The organism is Roseomonas marmotae (genome assembly GCF_017654485.1).
GTDB classification, from domain to species: domain Bacteria; phylum Pseudomonadota; class Alphaproteobacteria; order Acetobacterales; family Acetobacteraceae; genus Pseudoroseomonas; species Pseudoroseomonas marmotae.
Window position 1 is genome coordinate 679,541 of sequence record NZ_CP061091.1, and the last position, 20,650, is coordinate 700,190.

The following is a 20,650-nucleotide window of genomic DNA, read 5'->3' on the forward strand; positions in this document are numbered from 1 at the left end:
AGAGCCCGTTTGAGAATGGTCATGGGTGAGCAATGCGCCGGACGAGGAGCGCGCCCATGCTGACGTGGATCATGGCTTCGGAGACGTCGCAGCGGCGTTCATAGTCGCGGACCAGGCGGCGCCAGCGGGTCATCCAGCCAAAGGTTCTCTCCACCACCCAGCGGCGTGGCAGCACCTGGAAGCCTTGCTGGTCCGTCAGCTTGCGCACCACCTCGATGACGAAGTCATGGAAGGCGGCAGCGCTCATCAGCTTGCCGCGGTCATAGGCGCCGTCGGCAAAGAGGTGCTTCAACCAGGGCCAGCGCTTGCGGATCGCCTTGACGATCTGCTCCGCCCCGGAAGCATCCTGCACGTCGGCCGTCGTTAGGTTGACCATCAGCAGGCGGCCATCAGTGTCGACCGCAATGTGGCGCTTGCGGCCCTTGAGGCGCTTGGCGGCATCAAAGCCGCCGCCGCCCAGTGCTTGGGGCGACTTGACCGTCTGGCTGTCCAGAACCCCGGCGGAAGGGCTGGCCTCGCGCCCCACCCGCTCACGATCCAGCATCAGCGCGATGTTGTGCAGAGTGGCGAACAGGAACCGTCGTGCGAGCCGCCGGAACCACCAATAGATCGTCTGCCATGGTCCGAAATGGACCGGCAGCATGCGCCAGCCACACCCGGCCCGTGCCAGGTAGCGGATCGCGTTCAGCACCTCGCGCAGGTCAACGCCTGGCCGCCTGCCGCGGGTGCTGCTGGGCGGCAGCAGAGGCCGAATAACCCGCCATTCCTGATCCGTCAGATCGGTCGGGTAGCGGCGCCGCTCAAAGCCAGCCTGCCGTGCGCGATGTTCCTTGGTCCACATCCAGCCCATCTGGGCACGCGAGGACGCCTGAACACCTCACCCGCAGCATTCTCAAACGGGCTCTAAGAAACCGGTATTCTACTCCAAATTGATGTCGGGTGCGAGGTGACACTGTCATCCCCGCAGGGTCTTGGGTAGCGCCCCAGCCTCAGGCTTCCACCAGCGCTGCCGGGATCAGTTCCCCCGTCGCCCCATCCGCCACACCCAGGTCGGTCACATGCGGCCCGGCATTGCAGGCCAGCGACGCACCCACGATTGCCTTGAAGACCAGGTAAGGCGGCTTCCAATCCGCGACCCGGTCGGCCGCCGCCTTCAGGGCGCGGAAGGCTTCCGCCACTTCCGGCACCGGCGCATCGGAGACGAGGCCGCAGATCGGCAGCGGCAGCAGCGCCGTCACCGCGCCGCCCTGCGCCACGGCCATGCCGCCGCCCGCCGCGATCACCGCATTGGCCGCGGCGGCGAGGTCTTCGGGACCGCGGCCGAAGACGCAGAGATTGTGGGAATCATGCGCCACCGTGGTGGCAAGGGCGCCGCGCCAGCGACTCCAGCCTTGCAGCACGCCCAGCACGGGGGTGGCGGGCGCCAGGCCGTGGCGGTGGATCACGGCCATCAGGATGCCGTCCTCCGGCAACTGGGCAACGCCATCCACCACCGGCACCTCGGCCTGTCCCCATTGCGTGAAGCGCGGGTTCACGGCGGTGCGCAGGGTGGCGCGAGGGCCGGGGGCGTGGATCAGGAAATCCTCCGCCGCCAGGGGCGCCAGCTTCATGGTGTCGCGCAGCGGGCCGGCGGGGTGCTCGGGCGGCAGGGGCGCACGCAGGCGGCCGGCCTCCGCCACATGCTGGCCGGAGGCGAAGACATGCGCGACGCCCAGCGTCTCCAGCCCGTCCAGCAGCATCAGGTCGGCGCGGCGGCCGGGGGCGATCAGGCCCAGGTCGGGGCGGTTGATGCGCGTCGCGGCATGCAGGGTGGCGGCACGCAGGGCCTGCATCGGCGGCATGCCGTAGCGCGCCAGCCGGCGTAGCAGGTCGATCATGCCGCCCTTCTCCGCGAGGTCGTCGGGGAAGACATCGTCGGTGCAGAGCACCAGGGTCTGCGGCAGGTGGGGCAGGGTGGCCAGGGAGGCCACGGCCTCAGGCAGCAGGTAGTCGTGGCTGCCGCGCAACTCCACCGTGAAGCCGGCGCGCAGCTTTTCGAGCAGATCCTCGGCCGAGACGATCTCGTGGTCGGAGCCGATGCCGGCACTCGCAAAAGCCTGGAGGTCCGGGCCCGTCAGGCTGCGGGCATGGCCGCAGAGCAGCTTTTCCGCGTCGAGGCCGGCGCCGACGATGCCGGCCATGCGGGGGCTGCGGTCCAGCACGCCGCGCATGTCCATGACCTCCGCCACGCCGGCGACCTCTGGCCAGGAGAGCATTTCCTCCAGCTCGGCCGGGCCGAAATCGGCGCCGGCACGTTCCAGCCCGGGGGCGGAGGGCACGCAGGAGGGGGCCAGCACCAGGGCGCGCAGCGGCAGGCCGCGCATGGCCTCCACCGCCCAGCGCACACCGGCGAGGCCGGAGACATTGCCCAGCTCATGCGGGTCCCAGCAGATGGTGGTCGTGCCGGCGGGCACCACGGCCTCGGCATAGCGGCGCGGCGTGACCATCGAGCTTTCGATATGCATATGCGCGTCGATCAACCCAGGCGCGGCCACCAGCCCGCGGGCATCCAGCACCGATGCGGCGTCGGCGCGGCTGCCAGGGGCATGGACGCTGGCGATCAGCGGGCCCACCAGCCCGATATCGGCGGCGCGCAGCTCCCCGGTGGCCATGTCCGCCACCTCGGCGCCGGTGATCAGGATATCGAAGGGGGCCTGGCCGCGTGCGGCGCGCACCGCGCGGTCACGCAGTGCCCTTTCATGCAGGTCCTGCGGTTCACGGGTCATGCGGCGGCCTCCGGAGAGCGCAAAACAGAACAGGGCGCCCGTCGCCGGGCGCCCTGTTCGGGAAATCTGGTGGAGCCAAGGGGAGTCGAACCCCTGACCTCTTGAATGCCATTCAAGCGCTCTACCAACTGAGCTATGGCCCCGCAGTCGCTCTCGTCTTTCAACGAGGTGGCGCGGTATAACTGCGGCCCTTGAGCCACGCAAGCCCCCCGCGCTGATTCTTTCCCGGTATTTTCCGGCCGTGCCGGGGGGGCCTTTTCCCCCTTCCATGCGAGGGCTAGCCTGTCGCCTTCAGGGCGAGGGAGCAAACCAATGCGGAAAGTCTATCCCGATGCACGCGCGGCGCTGGACGGCCTGTTGCGCGACGGCATGCTGATCCATTCCGGCGGCTTCGGGCTTTGTGGCATCCCCGCGGCGCTGATCGAGGCGATCCGCGATTCCGGGGTGAAGGACCTGACCGTGGTCTCCAATAACGCCGGAATCGACGACGCCGGGCTCGGCCTGCTGCTGCAGACGCGGCAGATCAGGAAGATGATCTCCTCCTATGTCGGTGAGAACGCCACCTTCGCCAAGCAGTTCCTGGCGGGCGAGCTGGAGATCGAGTTCAACCCGCAGGGCACCCTGGCCGAGCGCATCCGCGCCGGCGGCGCCGGCATCCCCGCCTTCTTCACCAAGACCGGCTATGGCACCGCCGTGGCCGAGGGGAAGGAGACCCGGGAATTCGACGGCGAGCACTACGTGATGGAGCGCGGCATCATGGCCGACCTCGCCATCATCCATGCCTGGAAGGCGGATACCGAGGGCAACCTGGTCTTCCGCAAGACCGCGCGCAACTTCAACCCGATGATGGCGACGGCCGCGAAGGTGACGGTGGTGCAGGTGGAGGAGCTGGTGGAGCCCGGCCAGATCGACCCCGACCACATCCACACCCCCGGCATCTATGTGAAGCGCATCGTCAAGCTGCCGGCCGCCTATGAGAAGCGGATCGAGCAGCGCACCGTGCGCAAGCGGGTGACGGATCTGAACCCCGCCAACAGCAACGTGGCCTGAGGGAGAACGGACATGGCCTGGACCCGCGACGAGATGGCCGCCCGCGCCGCGCGCGAACTGGAGGACGGCTTCTACGTCAACCTCGGCATCGGCATCCCGACCCTGGTGGCCAACCACATCCCCGACGGCATTTCCGTCCAGCTCCAGTCGGAGAACGGGATGCTGGGGATGGGTCCCTTTCCCTATGAGGGGGACGAGGACCCGGACCTGATCAATGCCGGCAAGCAGACCGTCACGGCGCTGCCGACCACCAGCTTCTTCTCCTCCGCCGACAGCTTCGCCATGATCCGTGGCGGGCATATCGACATCTCCATCCTCGGCGCCCTCCAGGTGGCCCAGAACGGCGACCTCGCCAACTGGATGATCCCGGGCAAGATGGTGAAGGGCATGGGCGGGGCCATGGACCTCGTCGCCGGGGTGAAGAAGGTGGTGGTGCTGATGGAGCACACCGCCGGCGGCAAGCCCAAGCTGCTGCGGGAATGCACCCTGCCGCTGACCGGCAAGGCCGTGGTGGACCTGGTTGTGACGGAACTGGCCGTCTTCAGCATCGACCGCGCGCTCGGCCGCATGACCCTGATGGAGCTGGCGCCCGGCGTCAGCCTGGAAGAGGTGCGCGAGAAGACTGAGGCCGAATACGAGGTCGCGCTGGCCGTGCAGGCCTGAGGCCGGGGCAGGGGGGCGGCCCCCTGCCGTGGGGCTTTCCAGGGGCGCCCGGAATGGCCAGGGCCATGCTGGCCGGGCGCCCGCCGGGCCGGCGTGCCGGCATTTTTCCATGGCGCAACCCCTCCGCACGGTCCATAAGGCCCGCCGGGTGGCCCTGCGGGGTGCCCGGACCCGCGAGCGTGCGGGAATGACAGAGCCTGCACCGAGCGCGACCCCGGTTTCCGACCCGGGATGCGTGGCGGCGTTTCCGGCCACATGGTGCGACCCGCGGGGCGGAGCCTCCGCGGCCATCCATGCCGCCCGAGACGCCGGGGCCCCATCCACGGGGCCAAGATCGGTCCGGTCCTGCGCTTCCCGTTCCGCTCCTTCAGGCCATGCCCACCGGTCGCGACCGCGTGGGTGGATGCGGTGCCGCCAGAAACAGGCGGGCCGCGTTGCTAAAGGACGAACGAATGTTCGACAATTACTTCCGCAAGGACATCAACTGGGGCGGCAAGACCCTGACGCTGGAGACGGGCAAGATCGCCCGCCAGGCCGATGGCGCCGTGATGGCCCGCCTGGGCGACACCATCGTGCTCTGCACCGTGGTCGGCGCCCGCAGCGTGAAGCCGGGCCAGGACTTCTTCCCGCTGACGGTGAACTACCAGGAAAAGGCCTTCGCGGCCGGCAAGATCCCGGGTGGCTTCTTCAAGCGCGAGGGCCGTCCCTCCGAGGCCGAGACCCTGATCTCCCGCCTGATCGACCGCCCGCTGCGCCCGCTGTTCCCAGAAGGGTTCCGCAACGAGGTGCAGGTCATCGCGACCGTGCTGTCGCATGACATGGAGAACAGCCCGGACATCGTGGCGCTGGTGGGCTGCTCCGCCGCGCTGACGCTGTCGGGCATTCCGTTCTTCGGCCCCGTCGCCGCCGCCCGCGTCGGCTATATCGACGGCCAGTACGTGCTGAACCCGACGCTGGAGCAGATCAAGCAGTCGCAGCTGGACCTGGTGCTCGCCGGCACCGAGGAAGGCGTGCTGATGGTCGAGTCCGAAGCCCATGAGCTTTCGGAAGAGATCATGCTGGGCGCCGTCACCTTCGGCCATGCCGGCTTCCAGCCGGTGATCCAGGGCATCATCGCGCTGGCCGAGAAGGCCGCGAAGGATCCCTGGGACCTGCCGGAGGAATCCGCCGAGACGGTCGCGCTGAAGAAGAAGCTGGCCGAGCTGGGCAGCGCTTCCATCGCCGAGGCCTACAAGGAGACCCGGAAGCTGGTCCGCCAGGGCAAGGTGGGCGAGGCCAAGAAGGCGATCCTGGCGCAGCTGAGCGAGGACGAGGCCGCCATGGCCAAGGGCCTGCTGAAGGAGCTGGAAGCGACGGTGGTGCGCAACGCCATCCTCGACACCGGCATGCGCATCGACGGCCGCGACACCAAGACCGTGCGCCCGATCGTGGCCGAGGTCGGCGTGCTGCCGCGCGCCCATGGTTCCGCGCTGTTCACGCGTGGCGAGACGCAGGCGCTCTGCGTCGCCACGCTGGGCACGGGCCAGGACGAGCAGATCATCGACCAGCTCGCGGGCGAGTACCGCGAGAACTTCATGCTGCACTACAACTTCCCGCCCTACTCGGTGAATGAGACGGGCCGCATGGGCAGCCCGGGCCGCCGCGAGATCGGCCATGGCAAGCTGGCCTGGCGCGCCATCCGGCCGCTGCTGCCGGAGAAGGCGGCCTTCCCGTACACGATGCGCGTCGTGTCCGAGATCACGGAGTCCAACGGCTCCTCCTCCATGGCCACCGTCTGCGGCACCTCGCTGTCGCTGATGGACGCGGGCGCGCCGCTGAAGCGCCCCTGCGCCGGCATCGCCATGGGCCTGATCAAGGAAGACAAGGGCTTCGCGGTCCTGACGGACATCCTGGGCGACGAGGATCACCTCGGCGACATGGACTTCAAGGTGGCCGGTTCCGAGCAGGGCATCACCGCGCTGCAGATGGACATCAAGATCACGTCCATCACGCCGGAGATCATGAAGATCGCGCTGGAGCAGGCCAAGCAGGGCCGCCTCCACATCCTCGGCGAGATGGCCAAGGGCCTGTCCTCGGCGCGTGGCGAGGTGGCCGGCAATGCGCCGAAGATCACCGTGATCAACGTGCCGAAGGACAAGATCCGCGAAGTGATCGGCACCGGCGGCAAGGTGATCCGCGAGATCGTCGAGACCACCGGCACCAAGATCGACATCGAGGATGACGGCACCATCAAGATCGCCGCGACCTCCCCCGAGGCCGCGCAGGCCGCCATCGACCGCATCCGCGGCATCGTGGCCGAGCCCGAGGTGGGCGTGATCTACAACGGCACCGTGGTGAAGACCGCCGATTTCGGCGCCTTCGTGAACTTCCTCGGCGCCAAGGACGGGCTGGTCCATATCTCCGAACTGGCCAATGAGCGCGTCAACAAGACCACCGACATCGTCAATGTCGGCGACAAGGTGAAGGTCAAGGTCCTCGGCTTCGACGACCGCGGCAAGGTCAAGCTGTCCATGCGGATGGTGGACCAGGCCAGCGGCGCCGATATCTCCGAGCAGGTCGGCGCCCGCCGTCCGCGCGAGGAAGGCGAGAATGGCGGCGACCGTGGCGAGCCGCGTGGCGAGCGCCGCGAGCGCCGCGAGCGCCGGCCGCACCGCGACTGACCCGGTGCCGAGGGGGCGGCGCCCGCCGCCCCCCGGCGACCTCTGCTGGAGAGAGGGCGGCATGCCGCCCTTTTCCCGGACAGGCGTGGCGGCCTGTTGAAACTACCGCCAGTTTGGGCCAAATGGCCGCCACCGGAGAAATGGCTCCGCTTCGACAGCACTCTCCGGCGTGGTATACGGCTCCGTGAATTTTTAACCGCAGGAACGGCAAACGGCTTTGAAAGCGATCAACGCGATCCGGATGGGTGGGGTGGATGTGCTGCCGCTGGTGGAAGGTGGCAAAGGCGTAGCCATCTCGACCGGAGCCTCCTGTGGCGAATGGGCCGGCGCCGGCGGTGTCGGTACCTTCTCCGGCGTCAACGCGGATAGCTACGACGCCGAGGGCAATGTCATCCGCCAGGTCTATAGCGGCCGCACCCGCGTGGCGCGGCATGAGGAGCTGGTGGCCTACGGCATCTCCGGCGGCATCGCCCAGGCACGCGAGGCCTATGAGCGGGCCAACGGCCAGGGCCGCGTGCACATGAACGTGCTCTGGGAGATGGGCGGCGCCGAGCGCATCCTGCGCGGCGTGCTGGAAGGGGCCAGGGGCCTCATCAACGGCATCACCTGCGGCGCCGGCATGCCCTACAAGCTCGCCGAGATCTCCCGCGAATTCAACGTCTTCTACTATCCCATCGTCTCCTCCGGCCGCGCCTTCAGCGCGCTGTGGAAGCGGTCCTATTCCAAGGTCTCAGAACTGCTGGGCGGCGTGGTCTATGAGGACCCCTGGCTGGCCGGCGGCCATAACGGCCTGTCCAACTCCGAGGACCCGAACAAGCCCGAGGCACCCTATGACCGGGTGTTGAAGCTGCGCCAGCAGATGCGGCAGTTCGGCCTGGGCGATGTGCCGATCATCATGGCCGGCGGCGTCTGGTGGCTGGAGGAATGGGAGGACTGGATCGACAATCAGGAACTCGGCCCCATCGCCTTCCAGTTCGGCACCCGTCCCCTGGTGACGCAGGAAAGCCCGATCAGCGACGCCTGGAAGCAGAAGCTGCTGACGCTGCAGCCCGGTGACGTGCTGCTGCAGCCCTTCTCGCCCACCGGCTTCTATTCCTCGGCCGTGCGGAACGAGTTCCTGCGCGACCTGGAGGCCCGCAACGAGCGGCAGGTGGCGATCAGCCCCGAGCCGGTCGGCGAGCACACCGCCGAATACGGCGTGGGCCCGCGCAAGCGCCTGGTCTGGCTGGCGCCGGGTGACCTGGAGCGCGTGCATGGCTGGGAGGCCGCCGGCTTCACCGAGGCGCTGCGCACCCCCGACAATACCCTGGTCTTCGTGACGCCCGAGAATGCGCGGGAGATCCTGAAGGACCAGACCGACTGCATGGGCTGCCTCAGCCACTGCCGCTTCAGCAACTGGACGCAGCATGGGCCGGACTACACGAACGGCAAGAAGGCCGACCCGCGCAGCTTCTGCATCCAGAAGACGCTGCAGGACATCGCCCATGACGGCTCGATCGACCACAACCTGATGTTCGCCGGGCACAACGCCTATCGCTTCGGGCAGGACCCCTTCTACTCCAACGGCTTCATCCCCTCGGTGAAGCAGCTGGTCGAGCGGATCATGACGGGTCGTTAACGGCCTTCCGTTTCAAGCATGAACGTGACACAACCGCCTCCGGCCCCCGGAGGCGGTTTTTTTCATGTCTGCCGTAGGGGCGGGAGGAAGCATCCGATGATCCGTTCGATCCTGACCAATAATGTGGTCGAGGTCCTTGCCCGGATTCTGCTGACCTTTCCCTTCTGGGGAAGCGGCCTGGCCAAGCTGATCGATTTCCAGGGCGGCGTGGCGGAGATGGCGATGTTCGGGCTGAACCCGCCTGTGCTCTTCAACATCGCCACCATCGTCGTCCAGCTCGGCGGCGCGGCGCTGATCATCTTCAACCGCTGGACTTGGCTGGGGGCAGGGGCGCTCGGTGTCTTCACCGCGCTGACCATCCCGCTGGTGCACCACTTCTGGAGCCTGGACGGTGACAGGGCGATCGTCGCCTTCCACACGGCCACCGAGCATGTCGGCATGATCGGCGCCCTGGTGCTGGTCGCCATCCTGGCGGAGCGCAAGCGCCGCGCGTCGGTGTCCCAGACCCTGTCCGGCTCCAGCGGGAATTCCAGCTGGTCCACCACATAAGGTGCCCGCCGGCGCGGGGGCTTCCGTCGCTCAGCGGCCCTGGCCGGCCTCTCCCTGCGCCGCGAACCAGGCGGAGACCGCCCGCGCCTGCCCGGGCGTCAGCCGCTGGGCGATGGTCCGCATGACCTTCCGGAAGGGACCGCCGCCGCGCGTGCCGTCCCGCCACTGGGCCAGCTGACCTTCCAGGTAGCCGGCATGCTGGCCTTCCAGGCGCGGCCAGGCCGGGTTGCGCGCCAGGGCGGCGCTGCCATGGCAGGAGAGGCAGGCCGGCACCTGGCTATCCGGCAGGCCCTGCCGCGCGATCGTCTCGCCCTCGGCCAGCAGGGCGGGCCCGAAGCTCTGCGGCACCGCGTGGCGCGGCTGGGCGGCGTAATGCGCGGCCAGCGCCTGCAAGGCCTCGCCCCCGGCACGGGCGGCGGCGGCCTGCATGATGCCGCTGTGGCGCGTCCCGTCGGCATAGGCACGCAGGGCCTGCAGCAGATAGGCCTCGCTCTGCCCGGCGATGACGGGGAAGGCGTCGCCATCCCGCCCCAGCCCGTCGCTGCCATGGCAGCGGGTGCAGTCGGCCAGGGCCTGTGCGGAGGGGTTGGAGAGGCCATCCAGCCCGGCGCTGCCGCCCCGCGGCCGCGCCTCCGCCTGCTCGCCATGGGCCAGGCGCCGGTATTCCTCCGGCGGCATGACGGGCAATGCTTCCAGGAAGGCGACCATGGCCCAGATCTCGTCATGCCGCTCCGGCACGATCCAGGCGGGCATGCCGGTATAGCGCACGCCATGCTGGACGATGCGGAACAGCTCCCGCGGGCGCCATTCGCCTAGTTCCGCCGGGAACTGGGGCGGGGTGGGCGTGCTCCTCCGCACCACCGGGTTCTGCGGCTCTCCGGGCGCGCCGTGGCAGGGGGCGCAGCCGCTGGCATAGTGCCCGGCGGCCCGCGCCTTCAGCGCCACATCGTGCAGGGGCGGCGGCGGCTCCACCAGCAGGGAATGGGTACGGACGGAACTCCGCATCACCCAGTGCAGGAACCAGTTGGTGACGGCCCAGTGCCCGCCGGAGGCCGCGACATTGAACAGCCCGGACCAAGCGAAGAGCAGCCCACCCAGGATGAGCACCGCCAAAGTCAGGGCAGCGCGGCGCCAGGTGACACGGATCAGCATGCCGCGCCATCCTCCGTGCCATGCCGCTCGGGGCCCAGCAGGCGGGCGGCCAGGGCCAGCCCGCCGGCCAGGTAGGCGGCGCCGCCCACCAGCAGCATCACCACCCCGCCCAGGCTCTGGTCCTCCTGCACCGTCAGGCCCAGGCAGGCCACGTGGTCGTACAGCGGGCGCGGGGCCAGGGTCAGCAGCGCGCCCAGCAGGGTCATGTGCATGGAGGTCAGCAGCAGCGCCACGATGCCGCTGGCCTGCCGCGCCTGCCCCGCCCCGAGGCAGGAGAGCCAGACCAGCAGCCCCGTCGCCAGGAAGCTGCCCTGTTCCAGCACCAGGAAGGGCAGGCTTTGCCGTGCCGCCTCATGCGGCCCCGGCAGGTGCCAGCCCCAAACGGCGATGAATTCCAGCACCGAGGCCGCCAGCGGCCCGAACAGGCGCGGATGCCGCTGCGTGGCATCCCAGCGGGAGCCTGAGAGCCCGAGGGCCAGCAGCGGCGCGGCGATGGCCACCACGCCCATATGCATCACCATGCCGCCGGTGAAGCTCGGCCCCAGCAGCAGCCAGACCGGGCCGCCCCAGACCAGCGCCAGCACCAGAAGTCCCATGGGCAGGGCCATTCCCGCTATCACCGGCAGTCCTGGATCAGGAAGGCGGGCAGAGCGATGAAGACGACGCTGATGAAGCTCAGCCCGGAGAGCAGAAGCGTCGCATAGCCCAGGAAATGCTGCCGGTCCTCGGGCGTGGCGGCATCGTGCGGCGGGTCGTCCATGCCGAAGCCCCAATGGCGCCAGGCCTGGCGGGCGGAGATGGCGATCAGCCCCAGGGCCACCGCCGTGCCCACCGCCACCAGCGGCCGCACCTCGCCCAGGGGCGCGAAGCTGAGGCCCGAGCTGGGCTCGGTCAGGTTGATGCCGCCCTGCTTGGCGCAGTGGATGGCGGCCACGACGTAGCAGAAGAGGAAATGCAGCGCCCAGATGGTGGGCGGCATCAGCAGGGTCCAGAGATCAGCCTTTTCGCGGATGCGGATGACCATGGCGCTCTACCTCAGGCCAGCAGGGGGAAGAGGGTGACGACGGCCAGCGTGACGGCGCCGGTGATGGCGGCGAAATGCCAGTAGAGCACGACATTCTGGATATCGATGTCCCAGCGCGTCGTCAGCTTGCCCGCCAGGCTGCGGGCCATGCAGTAGGACTGCATCAGCACGCCCACCGCCAGATGCAGCGCCGCCCAGCCCAGCAGGACCCAGACGGCGGCGGGATAGACATGCGCCTGCGGGTCCAGCCCGGCCTGCCAGGGAGCCCAGAGCATGGCGCCGCCGCTGCCCAGCCCCGCCAGGGCCGCCAGCAGGAGCCCGAGGCGCAGCCCCGCTGCGCTGCCGGCCGTGTTTCGCGCCCTCGCCCAGAGCATGGCGCCCCAGGCCAGCGCCAGCAGCAGGAAGGCCAGGGCCGGCCAGAGCAGCCCCGGCCCCTGCGCCACCCCGTCCGGCCCCAGGGGCGGGAAGGGGTCGTGGATGGTCCAGTAGTAGAAGTAGCTGAAGACCAGGCTGGCGAAGGCCGTCATGTCGCCGAACATGGTGATGAACATCGCCCACCAGCCGACGGACTGCGGGCCTGAGACATAGAGCGGCAGGAAGAGGCCGTGGCCCACATCCTTCGCCGCCTTCTCCGGGATCAGGGCGGTGCCCCGCCAGAGCCAGACCATGATGGAGAAGATGCCCGCCAGCCCCACCGCCAGCGCGGACCAGTAGAGATGGAAGGTGGTGGCGATGAAACTGCCGCCGATCAGCACCGCGCTGATCATCGGCATGAAGCTGTTGCCCGGGACGCGCAGGCACTGGATGGGGCGGCTGTCCAGCACCGAGGTCACCATGGTCTCGCGCTTGCCTTCCTCGGCATCGGCCAGGTACCAGCGGCCTTCATCCACCTCGCGCGGCAGGTCAGGCTGGTCCCAGAGCGGATAGCGGGAGGCGACCTCCGGCACGCTGCGTACGCCGTATTCGGGGCCGGGCAGGGCGTTCAGCCATTCCAGCGTGCCGGCGTTCCAGGGGTTGCGCGGCGCCTGCTGCCGCCGGCGCAGGCCGAAGAGCAGATCCCAGGCGAAGAGCGCGACGCCGGCAGCGAAGATGAAGGCGCCGAGGGTGGAGGCCAGGTTCAGCCAGTTCCAGCCGATATCGGCGGGGTAGGTGAAGACGCGGCGCGGCATGCCGCGCATGCCCGTGAAATGCATGGGCATGAAGCCGATGTTGAAGCCGGCGAACATCAGCCAGAAGACCCAGCGCCCGAGACGGTCGGAGAGCTTCTTTCCCGTCACCAGCGGCACGTAGTAGTAGGCCCCGGCGATCAGCGGCATCAGCATGCCACCGATCAGCACGTAGTGCAGATGCGCCACCACGAAATAGGTGTCATGCGCCTGCCAGTCGAAGGGCGCGATGGCCACCATCACGCCCGTCAGCCCGCCGATGACGAAGACGGCCAGAGAGCCCGCGGCGAAGAGCATGGGCGTGGAGAAGACCACCCGCCCCGCCAGCATGGTGGCGATGAAGACGAAGATCTGCACGCCCGTCGGGATGACCACGGCTTCCGAGGCCGCCGAGAAGAAGCCGAGCGAGATGGCGGGCAGGCCGGTGGTGAACATGTGGTGGACCCACAGCCCGAAGCTGAGGAAGCCCGTGCCCACGGCGGCCAGCACGATCCAGGAATAGCCGATGATCGGGCGCCGGGCGAAGGTCGGCACCAGCATGGCCATCAGCGCGATGGAGGGGAGGAAGACGATGTAGACCTCCGGGTGCCCGAAGATCCAGAAGAGGTGCTGCCAGAGCAGCGGGTCGCCGCCGCGCGCGGGGTCGAAGAAGGGCCAGCCCGCCAGCCGCTCCAGCTCGAAGAGGATGTCCCCGGCGATCAGCGGCGGGAAGGCGAAGAGGATCATTCCGCCGACGATCAGCACATACCAGCAATAGAGCGGCATGGTGTTGATGCGCATGCCCGGCGGCCGGCATTTCAGCACGCCGACGATCAGCTCCACCGCCGCGGCGATCGAGGCGACCTCGATGAAGGAGAGGCCGAGCAGCCAGATATCCGCGCCGATGCCCGAGAGCTTCGGGTCGGTGGTGAGCGGCGGATACATGAACCAGCCGGCATCCGGCGCCGCGTTGAAGAAGATCGAGCCGCAGACGAAGACGCCGCCGATCAGGAAGCACCAGTAGCCGAAGGCCGAGAGCCGCGGGAAGGGCAGGTCGCGCGCCGCCAGCATGGTGGGCAGCAGCAGGATGGCCACCGCCTCGAAGATCGGCACGGCGAAGAGGAACATCATCGCCGTGCCGTGCAGCGTGAAGAGCTGGTTGTAGAGCGAGGCCGAGACGAAGCTGTTCTCCGGCAGCGCCAGCTGCGTGCGGACCAGAAGCGCCAGGACGCCGGCGAAGAGGAAGAAGCCGAAGGAGGTGAGGGTGTACCAGCGCCCGACCTCGGTATTGTTGACCGCCGACCAGTAGCGCCAGCCCGGCGGCGAGAGCCAGACCCGCTTCAGCCGCTCTTCCTGCTCCCGGCGCAGGGTTTCCTCATCCTTACGGCTCATCGCAGCGATCCCAGCCAGGCCGCAATGGCGGCGCTTTCCGCCGCCGGCAGCATATCGAAGGAGGGCATGCGCGCGGCGGGCTTCACCTCGCGTGCATGGCGGATGAAACGGTCGATATTCTCCGCCGTGTTCGGCAGGATGCCGGCGGCGATGCTGGGCCGCGCGCCCAGATGCGTCAGGTCCGGCCCGATGCGCCCGGAGGCCTCCGTGCCGCGCACGGTGTGGCAGGCGCCGCAGCCGCGCGCGAGGAAGAGCGCCGCGCCGTCATTCATCGGCGGAGTGGCGGCACTGGCCTGGCGCGCCGCCCAGGCCTCGAAATCAACCGGCTCCATCACTTCGACATCGAAGGCCATCAGCGCGTGGGAGGCGCCGCAGAATTCGGCGCAGACGCCCCGGAAGCGGCCGGTGCGCCGGGGTTCCAGCACCAGGCGGTTGGTCGTGCCGGGGATGAGGTCCATCTTGCCGCCCAGCGCCGGGATCCAGAAGGAATGGATGACATCCTGCGCCGTCAGCAGGAATTCGGTGCGGCTGCCCAGCGGCAGGCGGACATCGTTGGCAGTGTCGAAGCGCCGGCCGTCCGGCAGCTCGTAGCGCAGCCGCCACCAGAACTGCTCGCCCTGCACGGCGATCCGCAGTCCCTCGCCCGGGGCGCGCAGCTCCGGCATCATGCGCAGGCCGAAGACAAGCAGCACCGCCAGCAGCAGCGTCGGCAGCACGGCGCCGCAGGCCAGGATCAGCCGTGCCGCGCGCCGGGCGGGCCAGGGCCGGCCGCCGCGCTGCGTGGCATAGAGCGCGAGCCCGACCACCAGCAGCCAGATCACCCCGCCGGCCGCCGTCATCCACCAGAAGAGCCGTGCCACGGCCTCGGCTTCATACCCCGACGGATCGAGCGCCGACTGCCGGCCGCTGCAGCCCGCCAGCAGCAGCGGAAGCAAGAGCCACGCCGCCTTGTCCTGCTTCAACACCTTCCCCCGGCCTCTGCCGCGGCAACGCGGGCATTTCTGTCAGGTTTCAGGAAATTTACTCTCCGCTTCCGCCCCTTCCGCGTTGCACAGGCGAGGAAGAGAATCATGGCCGAAGACACCGAGCACCGACTGCCGCCAGGAGAGACCCCGTTCAGCCTGGGCATCCGCGGCCGCTGCCCCCGCTGCGGGCAGGGGCATATCTTCGCCGGCTTCCTGCGCCTGGCGAAGCGCTGCGAGGTCTGCGGGCTGGACATGTCCTTCGCCGACCCCGCCGACGGGCCGGCCTTCTTCGTCATGTCGATCGTGGCGGTGCCCGTGACGATCTTCGCCATCTGGCTGGAGCTGGGATATGAGCCGCCCTTCTGGGTGCATCTGCTGACCACCTTTCCGCTGCTGATCGTCAGCTCGATGCTGCTGTTGCGGCCCTTCAAGGGCTGGCTGGTCTGCTCGCAATACATCAACAAGGCCGAGGAAGGGCGCTTCGGCACGCGCACCCCGGAAGCCTGACAGCAAGGCGGGGACTGGCATCTTGCCGCGCCCTGTGCCATCCGCGCGCCATGGAACAGCCTCCGGAATACTGGCAGCACTACGAGGCGGAGCCGCTGCCGGCACCCTTCACCACCGCCGCCACGGCCCGCATGCCGGATGGGCGCTGGCTGCGCCTGCCGCTGCGCGATTACGGCGCCATCGCCGTGACCGGCTTCATCGCCAACCAGGCCTCCTTCGCCGTGCTGCGGCCGGTCCATGCCTGGATGGCGGCGGCGGCGCGGGATTTCGGGGCCGAGGTGGTGGTGGGGTTGCCGACGCTCGGCCATGTCTTCGGCGGGCCGGTGGCCGAGGCGCTGGGGCACCCCAACTGGGTCGCGCCCGGCTATTCCCGCAAGAAGTGGTACGAGGAGGCGCTCTCCGTGCCCACCGCATCCTCGACCGCGCCGGATGCGCGGCGGATGTGGCTGGACCCCCGGCTGCTGGGGCGGCTGCGGGGCCGGCGCGTGCTGCTGGTAGATGACGTGATCAGCACCGGCTCCTCCTCCCTCGCGGGGCTGGCGCTGCTGGAGAAGGCGGGCGTGCGGCCGGTCGGGCTTTGCGTCGCCATGGCGCAGGGGGACCGCTGGCGCGCCACCTGGCCGGAGGACGTGCCGGTGGCCGCCGCCTTCGCCACGCCCCTCTACCGCCGCCAGGAAGGCGGATGGATGCCCGATGAGGCCAGCCGGCCCCAGGTGCGGCTGCCGGTGGAGGAGACGGTCTGATGGCGCGTCTGTGGCTGGTTCTGGGGGCGCTCTCGGGCGGCGTGGCGGTCGGGCTCTCGGCCTGGGCGGCACATGGGCTGGCGCCCGAGCAGGCGGCGCTGGCGGCCAGTGCGCTGACCATGCAGGGCTGGCACGCCCTGGCCCTGCTGGCGGTCGGCCTGCTGGCGGAGCGGCGCGGGGGCTGGGCGGTGCATCTGGCCGGCGGCGGTTTCGTCCTGGGCGCGCTCTGCTTCTGCGGCGCGGTATGGTGGCGGGCGCTGACCGGCGGCTCGCTGGGTGGCGTGGCGCCTTTCGGGGGAACCCTACTGATGCTGGCCTGGCTGATGCTGGCTCTGGCAGCGGGGCGCCGGGCATGACGCCGCGCAGCGCCTATCTCGCCGCCGAGGGTTTCGAGCGGGAACTGGAAGAAGAACTGCGCCGCGCCGGCGTCGCCATCGCCGCCTGGCACGGGCTGCTGGCGCTGTCGGAGGCGCCGCCGGTGCCCGCCGCCTGGGCGCTGGATGTCTGGACCGACCCGCGCGAGATGCCGGTGGCGTCCATCAAATCCGCCGCCACGGCGCTGCGGGGCATCCAGCGCAACTGGTCGCTCTACGCCGCAGCCTTCCACCGCCGCGCCGCGCTGATCGAGGCGGCGCTGCCGCCGGTCAAGGCGCGCCCGCTGCATTTCCCGGAAGCGGCGCCCACCGGCCATCTGGGCGCCTGGACGCTGCTGGCGCCCGACATGATGCTGGCCAGCCCCACCAAGACCAGTCCCTTCGTCAATGGTGCCGTGCGCTTCGAGGAAGACCGCGAGGGCCCGCCCTCCCGCGCCTATCTGAAGCTGTGGGAGGCGCTGACGCGCATCGGGCGCTGGCCGGGGCCGGGCGAGACGGTGCTGGACCTCGGCGCCGCGCCGGGGGGCTGGACCTGGGCGCTGGCGCAGCTGGGCTGCGAGGTGGTGGCGGTGGACAAGGCGCAGATGGACCCCGGCGTGGCCGCGCTGCCCAATGTCACCATCCGCACCGAAAGCGCCTTCGGGCTGGAGCCGGAGAAGCAGCCGGCGGTGGATTGGCTGTTCAGCGACATCATCTGCTATCCGGCCCGGCTGCTGGGGCTGGTGCAGCGCTGGATGGAGGCGGGGCGGGCGCGCAATTTCGTCTGCACCCTGAAGTTCCAGGGTGAGACCGACCACGATACCGCCGCCGCCTTCGCGGCGATCCCGGGCGCGCAGGTCTTCCACGGCGCGCATAACAAGCACGAGCTGATGTTCTGCCTGCTGCGCGACGACCCCGCCGCATAGCGAAAGGGCCGGCCCCCGAGGGGAGCCGGCCCTTGCGGAACGGACTGGCCCGAGGGGCCAGCCGGTATTTCCCCGGCCCTAGCGGTTGGCCAGGAACTGGCCCTGGGCAGCCGGCAGATAGGCGACCCTGCCTTCGCCACCACCAACGAAGACCGGGATGCCGGCGGGCTGCTGGGCGAAGCTGGCGGTCAGATGCGCAATCCGCTGGCTTTCACCCTGGCCGCTCACCCGGACGGCGCCGCCGCCGAGGATATTGCCAGTATAGCCGGCGGGGTAATGCACCTCGAACTGCTCACCCTGGTTGACGACCTGCAGATCCTGAGCATGGGCGGCGCCGGCCAGGCCAGAGGCGAGCAGGGCGGCTGAGAGCATGGCAATGCGGAACATGGAGAGATCCTCGTTTTGATGGAGAGGGAAGCCTGTCCGCTTCCGTTGGAGGACATCTACGCGTCCACCACGGGCTTTCCCAATCATACGAGGCGATGTCGGGTATCGGCCGGGACGATCATCGACAGGTCGTGAGCACGTCCTTGGAAGAGGATTTCCCCTTGGTCATGAAAAAGGCCGGAGAATGCTCTCCGACCTCCTTCACAGCGCTTTTCCTGCCGGTGGAACGCCCGGGGGGCATTCCGTCCATGACGGGCTGTTTCAGTCCTTCATCACCGCGCCATGCGCGGCGAAGCAGGCCATGTCCAGGATCTGGTTCACGCTGGCGCCCATGCTGGCGATCTGCACCGGCTGCTCAAGCCCGACCAGGATCGGGCCCATGGCGGTCGCGCTGGTCAGGCGCGGCACGGCCTTGGTCAGGATATGAGCGGCATGCAGCCCCGGCATCACCAGCACATTGGCCGGGCCGCTGAGGCGGCAGAAGGGGTAGAGGGCGCGCAGCTGCGGGTCCAGCGCCACATCGGCGCCCATCTCGCCATCATACTCGAAGTCCGCACCGCGGCCGTCCAGCAGCTTCACCGCCTCCCGCACCGGGCTGACAATGGTGCCGCCGGGCGCGCCGAAAGTGGAGAAGGAGAGGAAGGCCACGCGCGGCTCCAGCCCCATCCGGCGGGCGGCGGCGGCGGCACCCTTGGCGATCTGCGCCAGGGTCTCGGCATCCGGCCGCTCATGGATGGCGGTGTCGGCGATCAGCGTGGTGCCGGCGGTGCGGCTCAGCAGCACCGTCAGGCCGAACAGCGCCCGCCCGGGGATGGTGTCCACCGCCTTGTTCACGCCTTCCAGCGTGACGCTGAAGGAGCGGGTGACGCCGCTGACCATGGCATCCGCGTCGCCCATCGCCACCATGCAGGCGGCGAAGACATTGCGGTCCTGGTTGACCAGCCGCTGGCAGTCGCGGAAGAGCAGCCCGCTGCGCTGCTGCCGCGCATAGAGCCATTCGGCATAGCGCAGGTTGCTGCCGGACAGCCGGGCATTGTGGATCTCGATTCCATCCGGCAGCGGGATGCCGAGGGCCGCGACGGTTTCCCTGACCCTCTCCTCGCGTCCCACCAGCACCGGCGTGCCATAGCCGGCATTGCGGAAGGCGATGGCGGCACGGATCACCTTCTCCTCCTCGCCCTCGGCGAAGACGACCTTCTGCGGATTGGCGCGCACGCGCTCCGTCACGGCTTCCAGCGCCGCCATGCCGACATCCAGCCGCGCCGCCAGGCCGCGCGCGTAGCGCTGCAGGTCCAGGATGGGCTTGCGGGCGACGCCGCTCTCCATCGCGGCCTTCGCGACCGCGGGGGAGACATGGGAGATCAGGCGCGGGTCAAAGGCATGCGGGATGATGTACTCGGGGCCGAAGCGCAGGCCCGTACCGCCGCCGGCGCCCGCCACTTCCTCCGGCACATCCTCGCGCGCCAGCATCGCCAGCGCCTCGGCGGCGGCGATCTTCATGGTCTCGTTGATGGTGCTGGCGCGCACGTCCAGCGCGCCGCGGAAGATGAAGGGGAAGCCCAGGACATTGTTGACCTGGTTGGGATAGTCGGAGCGGCCGGTGGCCACGATGACGTCGGGCCGCACCGCGCGCGCCTCGTCCGGCGTGATCTCGGGGTCCGGATTGGCCATGGCGAAGATGATCGGGTTCTTCGCCATGCTGGCCACCATGGCGGGCGTGACCGCGCCCTTCACGGAGAGGCCGAAGAACGCGTCGGCACCTTCCAGCGCCTGGGCGAGCGTGCGGCGGTCGGTGGTGACGGCATGGGCCGACTTCCACTGGTTCATCCCCTCCGTGCGGCCGCGCCAGAGCACGCCCTTGGTGTCGCACATCAGGATGTTCTCGGGCCGTATGCCCATGGCCTTCACCAGCTCGGCGCAGGCGATGGCGGCGGAGCCCGCGCCATTGATGACGAGCCGGGTGTCCCGCAGCTCCCGCCCCGTCAGGTGGCAGGCATTGATCAGCCCGGCGGCCGCGACGATGGCGGTGCCGTGCTGGTCATCGTGGAAGACCGGGATGTCCATCAGCTCGCGCAGGCGCTGCTCGATGACGAAGCATTCCGGCGCCTTGATGTCCTCGAGATTGATGCCGCCGAAGGACGGGCCGAGGTAGCGGACGGAATTGACGAAGGCATCGACATCCTCGGTGTCGATGCAGAGGTCGATGGAATCGACATCGGCGAAGCGCTTGAAGAGCGCGGCCTTGCCCTCCATCACCGGCTTGCCGGCGAGCGCACCCAGGTTGCCCAGGCCGAGCACGGCGGTGCCGTTCGAGATGACGGCGACCATGTTGCCCTTGGCCGTGTAGTCATAGGCCAGCGCGGGGTCGCGATGGATATGCAGGCAGGGCTCGGCGACGCCTGGCGAATAGGCGAGGCTGAGGTCGCGTGCTGTGGTCAGTGGCTTCGTGAGCCGGATTTCCAGCTTGCCGGGTTTTCCCTCGGCATGCAGGGCCAACGCCTCCTCGGCGGTGATGCGGGCAGTACGGGTATCCGTCGAGCGGGCGTCGTCCATGGACCTCTAACTTCTGACAGCGAAGACAAGGGGCTCATCATGAGCCGCCAGCTCTTCCACCGCTAGACAGCCGCTTCGCAGGTGCGGCATCGCGCGACGGCAGGGGACGGGAATGCTGTCAGCCGGGAGAGGCGTGGGAAGCAGCGGGGAGGATGCCGGAGCGGCACCGGCCGCATGAGGCTCATCCCAGGCCAGATG

The 20,650-nt window shown here is 69.2% G+C and carries 18 protein-coding genes and 1 tRNA gene; 9 read left to right on the forward strand and 10 right to left on the reverse strand.

What is annotated here, in order from left to right; all coding sequences use genetic code 11:
* Positions 1 to 19: 19 nt before the first annotated feature.
* The 3 genes from IAI58_RS03215 to IAI58_RS03225 form a co-directional block, all read right to left on the reverse strand.
* Positions 20 to 841 (reverse strand): IS5 family transposase, encoded by an 822-nt coding sequence (locus IAI58_RS03215; protein ID WP_208776004.1) that lies wholly within the window; start codon positions 839 to 841, stop codon positions 20 to 22.
* A gap of 148 nt (positions 842 to 989) precedes the next feature.
* Complete coding sequence (locus tag IAI58_RS03220; RefSeq protein WP_207451531.1) at positions 990 to 2,765, reverse strand: adenine deaminase; 1,776 nt, start codon at positions 2,763 to 2,765, stop codon at positions 990 to 992.
* Between the two features lie 67 nt (positions 2,766 to 2,832).
* A tRNA-Ala gene (locus IAI58_RS03225) sits at positions 2,833 to 2,908 on the reverse strand.
* A gap of 169 nt (positions 2,909 to 3,077) precedes the next feature.
* Between IAI58_RS03225 and IAI58_RS03230 the strand changes: the two genes are divergently transcribed.
* From IAI58_RS03230 to IAI58_RS03250, 5 genes are all read left to right on the forward strand, one after another.
* Entirely contained in the window at positions 3,078 to 3,815 is a 738-nt protein-coding gene (locus tag IAI58_RS03230; protein WP_207451575.1) for a CoA transferase subunit A, read from the forward strand.
* Between the two features lie 12 nt (positions 3,816 to 3,827).
* Positions 3,828 to 4,478: a CoA transferase subunit B gene (locus IAI58_RS03235; RefSeq protein ID WP_208776014.1), complete on the forward strand. Its 651-nt coding sequence runs from the start codon at positions 3,828 to 3,830 to the stop codon at positions 4,476 to 4,478.
* A 452-nt stretch (positions 4,479 to 4,930) separates the two neighbouring features.
* Positions 4,931 to 7,138 carry a polyribonucleotide nucleotidyltransferase gene (pnp, locus tag IAI58_RS03240; protein WP_207450021.1) on the forward strand — a complete coding sequence of 736 codons (2,208 nt, stop codon included), beginning with the start codon at positions 4,931 to 4,933 and terminating at the stop codon, positions 7,136 to 7,138.
* 217 nt (positions 7,139 to 7,355) lie between these two features.
* Positions 7,356 to 8,756, forward strand: a complete 1,401-nt coding sequence (locus tag IAI58_RS03245; RefSeq protein ID WP_207450020.1) for an NAD(P)H-dependent flavin oxidoreductase — start codon at positions 7,356 to 7,358, stop codon at positions 8,754 to 8,756.
* 96 nt (positions 8,757 to 8,852) lie between these two features.
* Positions 8,853 to 9,305: a DoxX family protein gene (locus IAI58_RS03250; RefSeq protein WP_207450016.1), complete on the forward strand. Its 453-nt coding sequence runs from the start codon at positions 8,853 to 8,855 to the stop codon at positions 9,303 to 9,305.
* A 30-nt stretch (positions 9,306 to 9,335) separates the two neighbouring features.
* Here the strand turns inward: IAI58_RS03250 and IAI58_RS03255 are convergent, their stop codons facing one another.
* From IAI58_RS03255 to coxB, 5 genes are read right to left on the reverse strand one after another with little or no spacing between them, the layout of a single operon-like run.
* Positions 9,336 to 10,457 (reverse strand): c-type cytochrome, encoded by a 1,122-nt coding sequence (locus IAI58_RS03255; protein WP_207450014.1) that lies wholly within the window; start codon positions 10,455 to 10,457, stop codon positions 9,336 to 9,338.
* A complete protein-coding gene (locus tag IAI58_RS03260) occupies positions 10,451 to 11,065 on the reverse strand; it encodes a cytochrome c oxidase assembly protein (protein ID WP_207450013.1) in 615 nt (204 codons plus the stop codon). Before IAI58_RS03260 ends, IAI58_RS03255 begins: the two co-directional genes overlap by 7 nt.
* A gap of 8 nt (positions 11,066 to 11,073) precedes the next feature.
* Positions 11,074 to 11,481 carry a hypothetical protein gene (locus tag IAI58_RS03265; protein ID WP_207450011.1) on the reverse strand — a complete coding sequence of 136 codons (408 nt, stop codon included), beginning with the start codon at positions 11,479 to 11,481 and terminating at the stop codon, positions 11,074 to 11,076.
* A gap of 11 nt (positions 11,482 to 11,492) precedes the next feature.
* Complete coding sequence (gene ctaD, locus IAI58_RS03270) at positions 11,493 to 14,018, reverse strand: cytochrome c oxidase subunit I (RefSeq protein ID WP_207450009.1); 2,526 nt, start codon at positions 14,016 to 14,018, stop codon at positions 11,493 to 11,495.
* On the reverse strand, positions 14,015 to 14,953 hold the full coding sequence (gene coxB, locus IAI58_RS03275) for a cytochrome c oxidase subunit II (protein ID WP_237182899.1): 939 nt from the start codon (positions 14,951 to 14,953) through the stop codon (positions 14,015 to 14,017). Before coxB ends, ctaD begins: the two co-directional genes overlap by 4 nt.
* A 135-nt stretch (positions 14,954 to 15,088) precedes the next feature.
* Here coxB and IAI58_RS03280 point away from each other — a divergent pair, with 135 nt between their 5' ends.
* Genes IAI58_RS03280 through IAI58_RS03295 form a run of 4 tightly spaced genes read left to right on the forward strand, consistent with a single transcriptional unit; the run spans position 15,089 to position 17,512 of the window.
* The gene (locus IAI58_RS03280) at positions 15,089 to 15,490 is read left to right on the forward strand and encodes a DUF983 domain-containing protein (RefSeq protein ID WP_207450007.1); all 402 of its coding nucleotides are present in this window, start codon (positions 15,089 to 15,091) and stop codon (positions 15,488 to 15,490) included.
* Positions 15,491 to 15,540: 50 nt separating this feature from the next.
* Entirely contained in the window at positions 15,541 to 16,233 is a 693-nt protein-coding gene (locus IAI58_RS03285) for a phosphoribosyltransferase (RefSeq protein ID WP_207450005.1), read from the forward strand.
* Positions 16,233 to 16,589: a DUF423 domain-containing protein gene (locus tag IAI58_RS03290; protein WP_207450003.1), complete on the forward strand. Its 357-nt coding sequence runs from the start codon at positions 16,233 to 16,235 to the stop codon at positions 16,587 to 16,589. The genes IAI58_RS03285 and IAI58_RS03290 overlap by 1 nt, the downstream gene beginning before the upstream one ends.
* The gene (locus IAI58_RS03295; RefSeq protein WP_207450001.1) at positions 16,586 to 17,512 is read left to right on the forward strand and encodes an SAM-dependent methyltransferase; all 927 of its coding nucleotides are present in this window, start codon (positions 16,586 to 16,588) and stop codon (positions 17,510 to 17,512) included. The genes IAI58_RS03290 and IAI58_RS03295 overlap by 4 nt, the downstream gene beginning before the upstream one ends.
* Before the next feature lie 78 nt (positions 17,513 to 17,590).
* Here the strand turns inward: IAI58_RS03295 and IAI58_RS03300 are convergent, their stop codons facing one another.
* Together IAI58_RS03300 and IAI58_RS03305 are read right to left on the reverse strand one after the other, a co-directional pair.
* Positions 17,591 to 17,899 carry a hypothetical protein gene (locus IAI58_RS03300; RefSeq protein WP_207449999.1) on the reverse strand — a complete coding sequence of 103 codons (309 nt, stop codon included), beginning with the start codon at positions 17,897 to 17,899 and terminating at the stop codon, positions 17,591 to 17,593.
* A 261-nt stretch (positions 17,900 to 18,160) separates the two neighbouring features.
* The gene (locus tag IAI58_RS03305; protein WP_207449997.1) at positions 18,161 to 20,452 is read right to left on the reverse strand and encodes an NADP-dependent malic enzyme; all 2,292 of its coding nucleotides are present in this window, start codon (positions 20,450 to 20,452) and stop codon (positions 18,161 to 18,163) included.
* Positions 20,453 to 20,650: the final 198 nt, after the last annotated feature.

Bases quoted from the DNA above. Each gene is read 5' to 3' on its own strand.
- IAI58_RS03250 (WP_207450016.1), top strand. From the start codon at position 8,853: ATGATCCGTTCGATCCTGACCAATAATGTGGTCGAGGTCCTTGCCCGG.
- IAI58_RS03305 (WP_207449997.1), bottom strand. From the start codon at position 20,452: ATGGACGACGCCCGCTCGACGGATACCCGTACTGCCCGCATCACCGCC.
- IAI58_RS03215 (WP_208776004.1), bottom strand. From the start codon at position 841: ATGTGGACCAAGGAACATCGCGCACGGCAGGCTGGCTTTGAGCGGCGC.
- IAI58_RS03285 (WP_207450005.1), top strand. From the start codon at position 15,541: ATGGAACAGCCTCCGGAATACTGGCAGCACTACGAGGCGGAGCCGCTG.
- IAI58_RS03290 (WP_207450003.1), top strand. From the start codon at position 16,233: ATGGCGCGTCTGTGGCTGGTTCTGGGGGCGCTCTCGGGCGGCGTGGCG.
- IAI58_RS03235 (WP_208776014.1), top strand. From the start codon at position 3,828: ATGGCCTGGACCCGCGACGAGATGGCCGCCCGCGCCGCGCGCGAACTG.
- IAI58_RS03295 (WP_207450001.1), top strand. From the start codon at position 16,586: ATGACGCCGCGCAGCGCCTATCTCGCCGCCGAGGGTTTCGAGCGGGAA.
- IAI58_RS03280 (WP_207450007.1), top strand. From the start codon at position 15,089: ATGGCCGAAGACACCGAGCACCGACTGCCGCCAGGAGAGACCCCGTTC.
- IAI58_RS03300 (WP_207449999.1), bottom strand. From the start codon at position 17,899: ATGTTCCGCATTGCCATGCTCTCAGCCGCCCTGCTCGCCTCTGGCCTG.
- IAI58_RS03255 (WP_207450014.1), bottom strand. From the start codon at position 10,457: ATGCTGATCCGTGTCACCTGGCGCCGCGCTGCCCTGACTTTGGCGGTG.
- IAI58_RS03265 (WP_207450011.1), bottom strand. From the start codon at position 11,481: ATGGTCATCCGCATCCGCGAAAAGGCTGATCTCTGGACCCTGCTGATG.
- ctaD (WP_207450009.1), bottom strand. From the start codon at position 14,018: ATGAGCCGTAAGGATGAGGAAACCCTGCGCCGGGAGCAGGAAGAGCGG.
- IAI58_RS03260 (WP_207450013.1), bottom strand. From the start codon at position 11,065: ATGGCCCTGCCCATGGGACTTCTGGTGCTGGCGCTGGTCTGGGGCGGC.
- IAI58_RS03230 (WP_207451575.1), top strand. From the start codon at position 3,078: ATGCGGAAAGTCTATCCCGATGCACGCGCGGCGCTGGACGGCCTGTTG.
- pnp (WP_207450021.1), top strand. From the start codon at position 4,931: ATGTTCGACAATTACTTCCGCAAGGACATCAACTGGGGCGGCAAGACC.
- IAI58_RS03220 (WP_207451531.1), bottom strand. From the start codon at position 2,765: ATGACCCGTGAACCGCAGGACCTGCATGAAAGGGCACTGCGTGACCGC.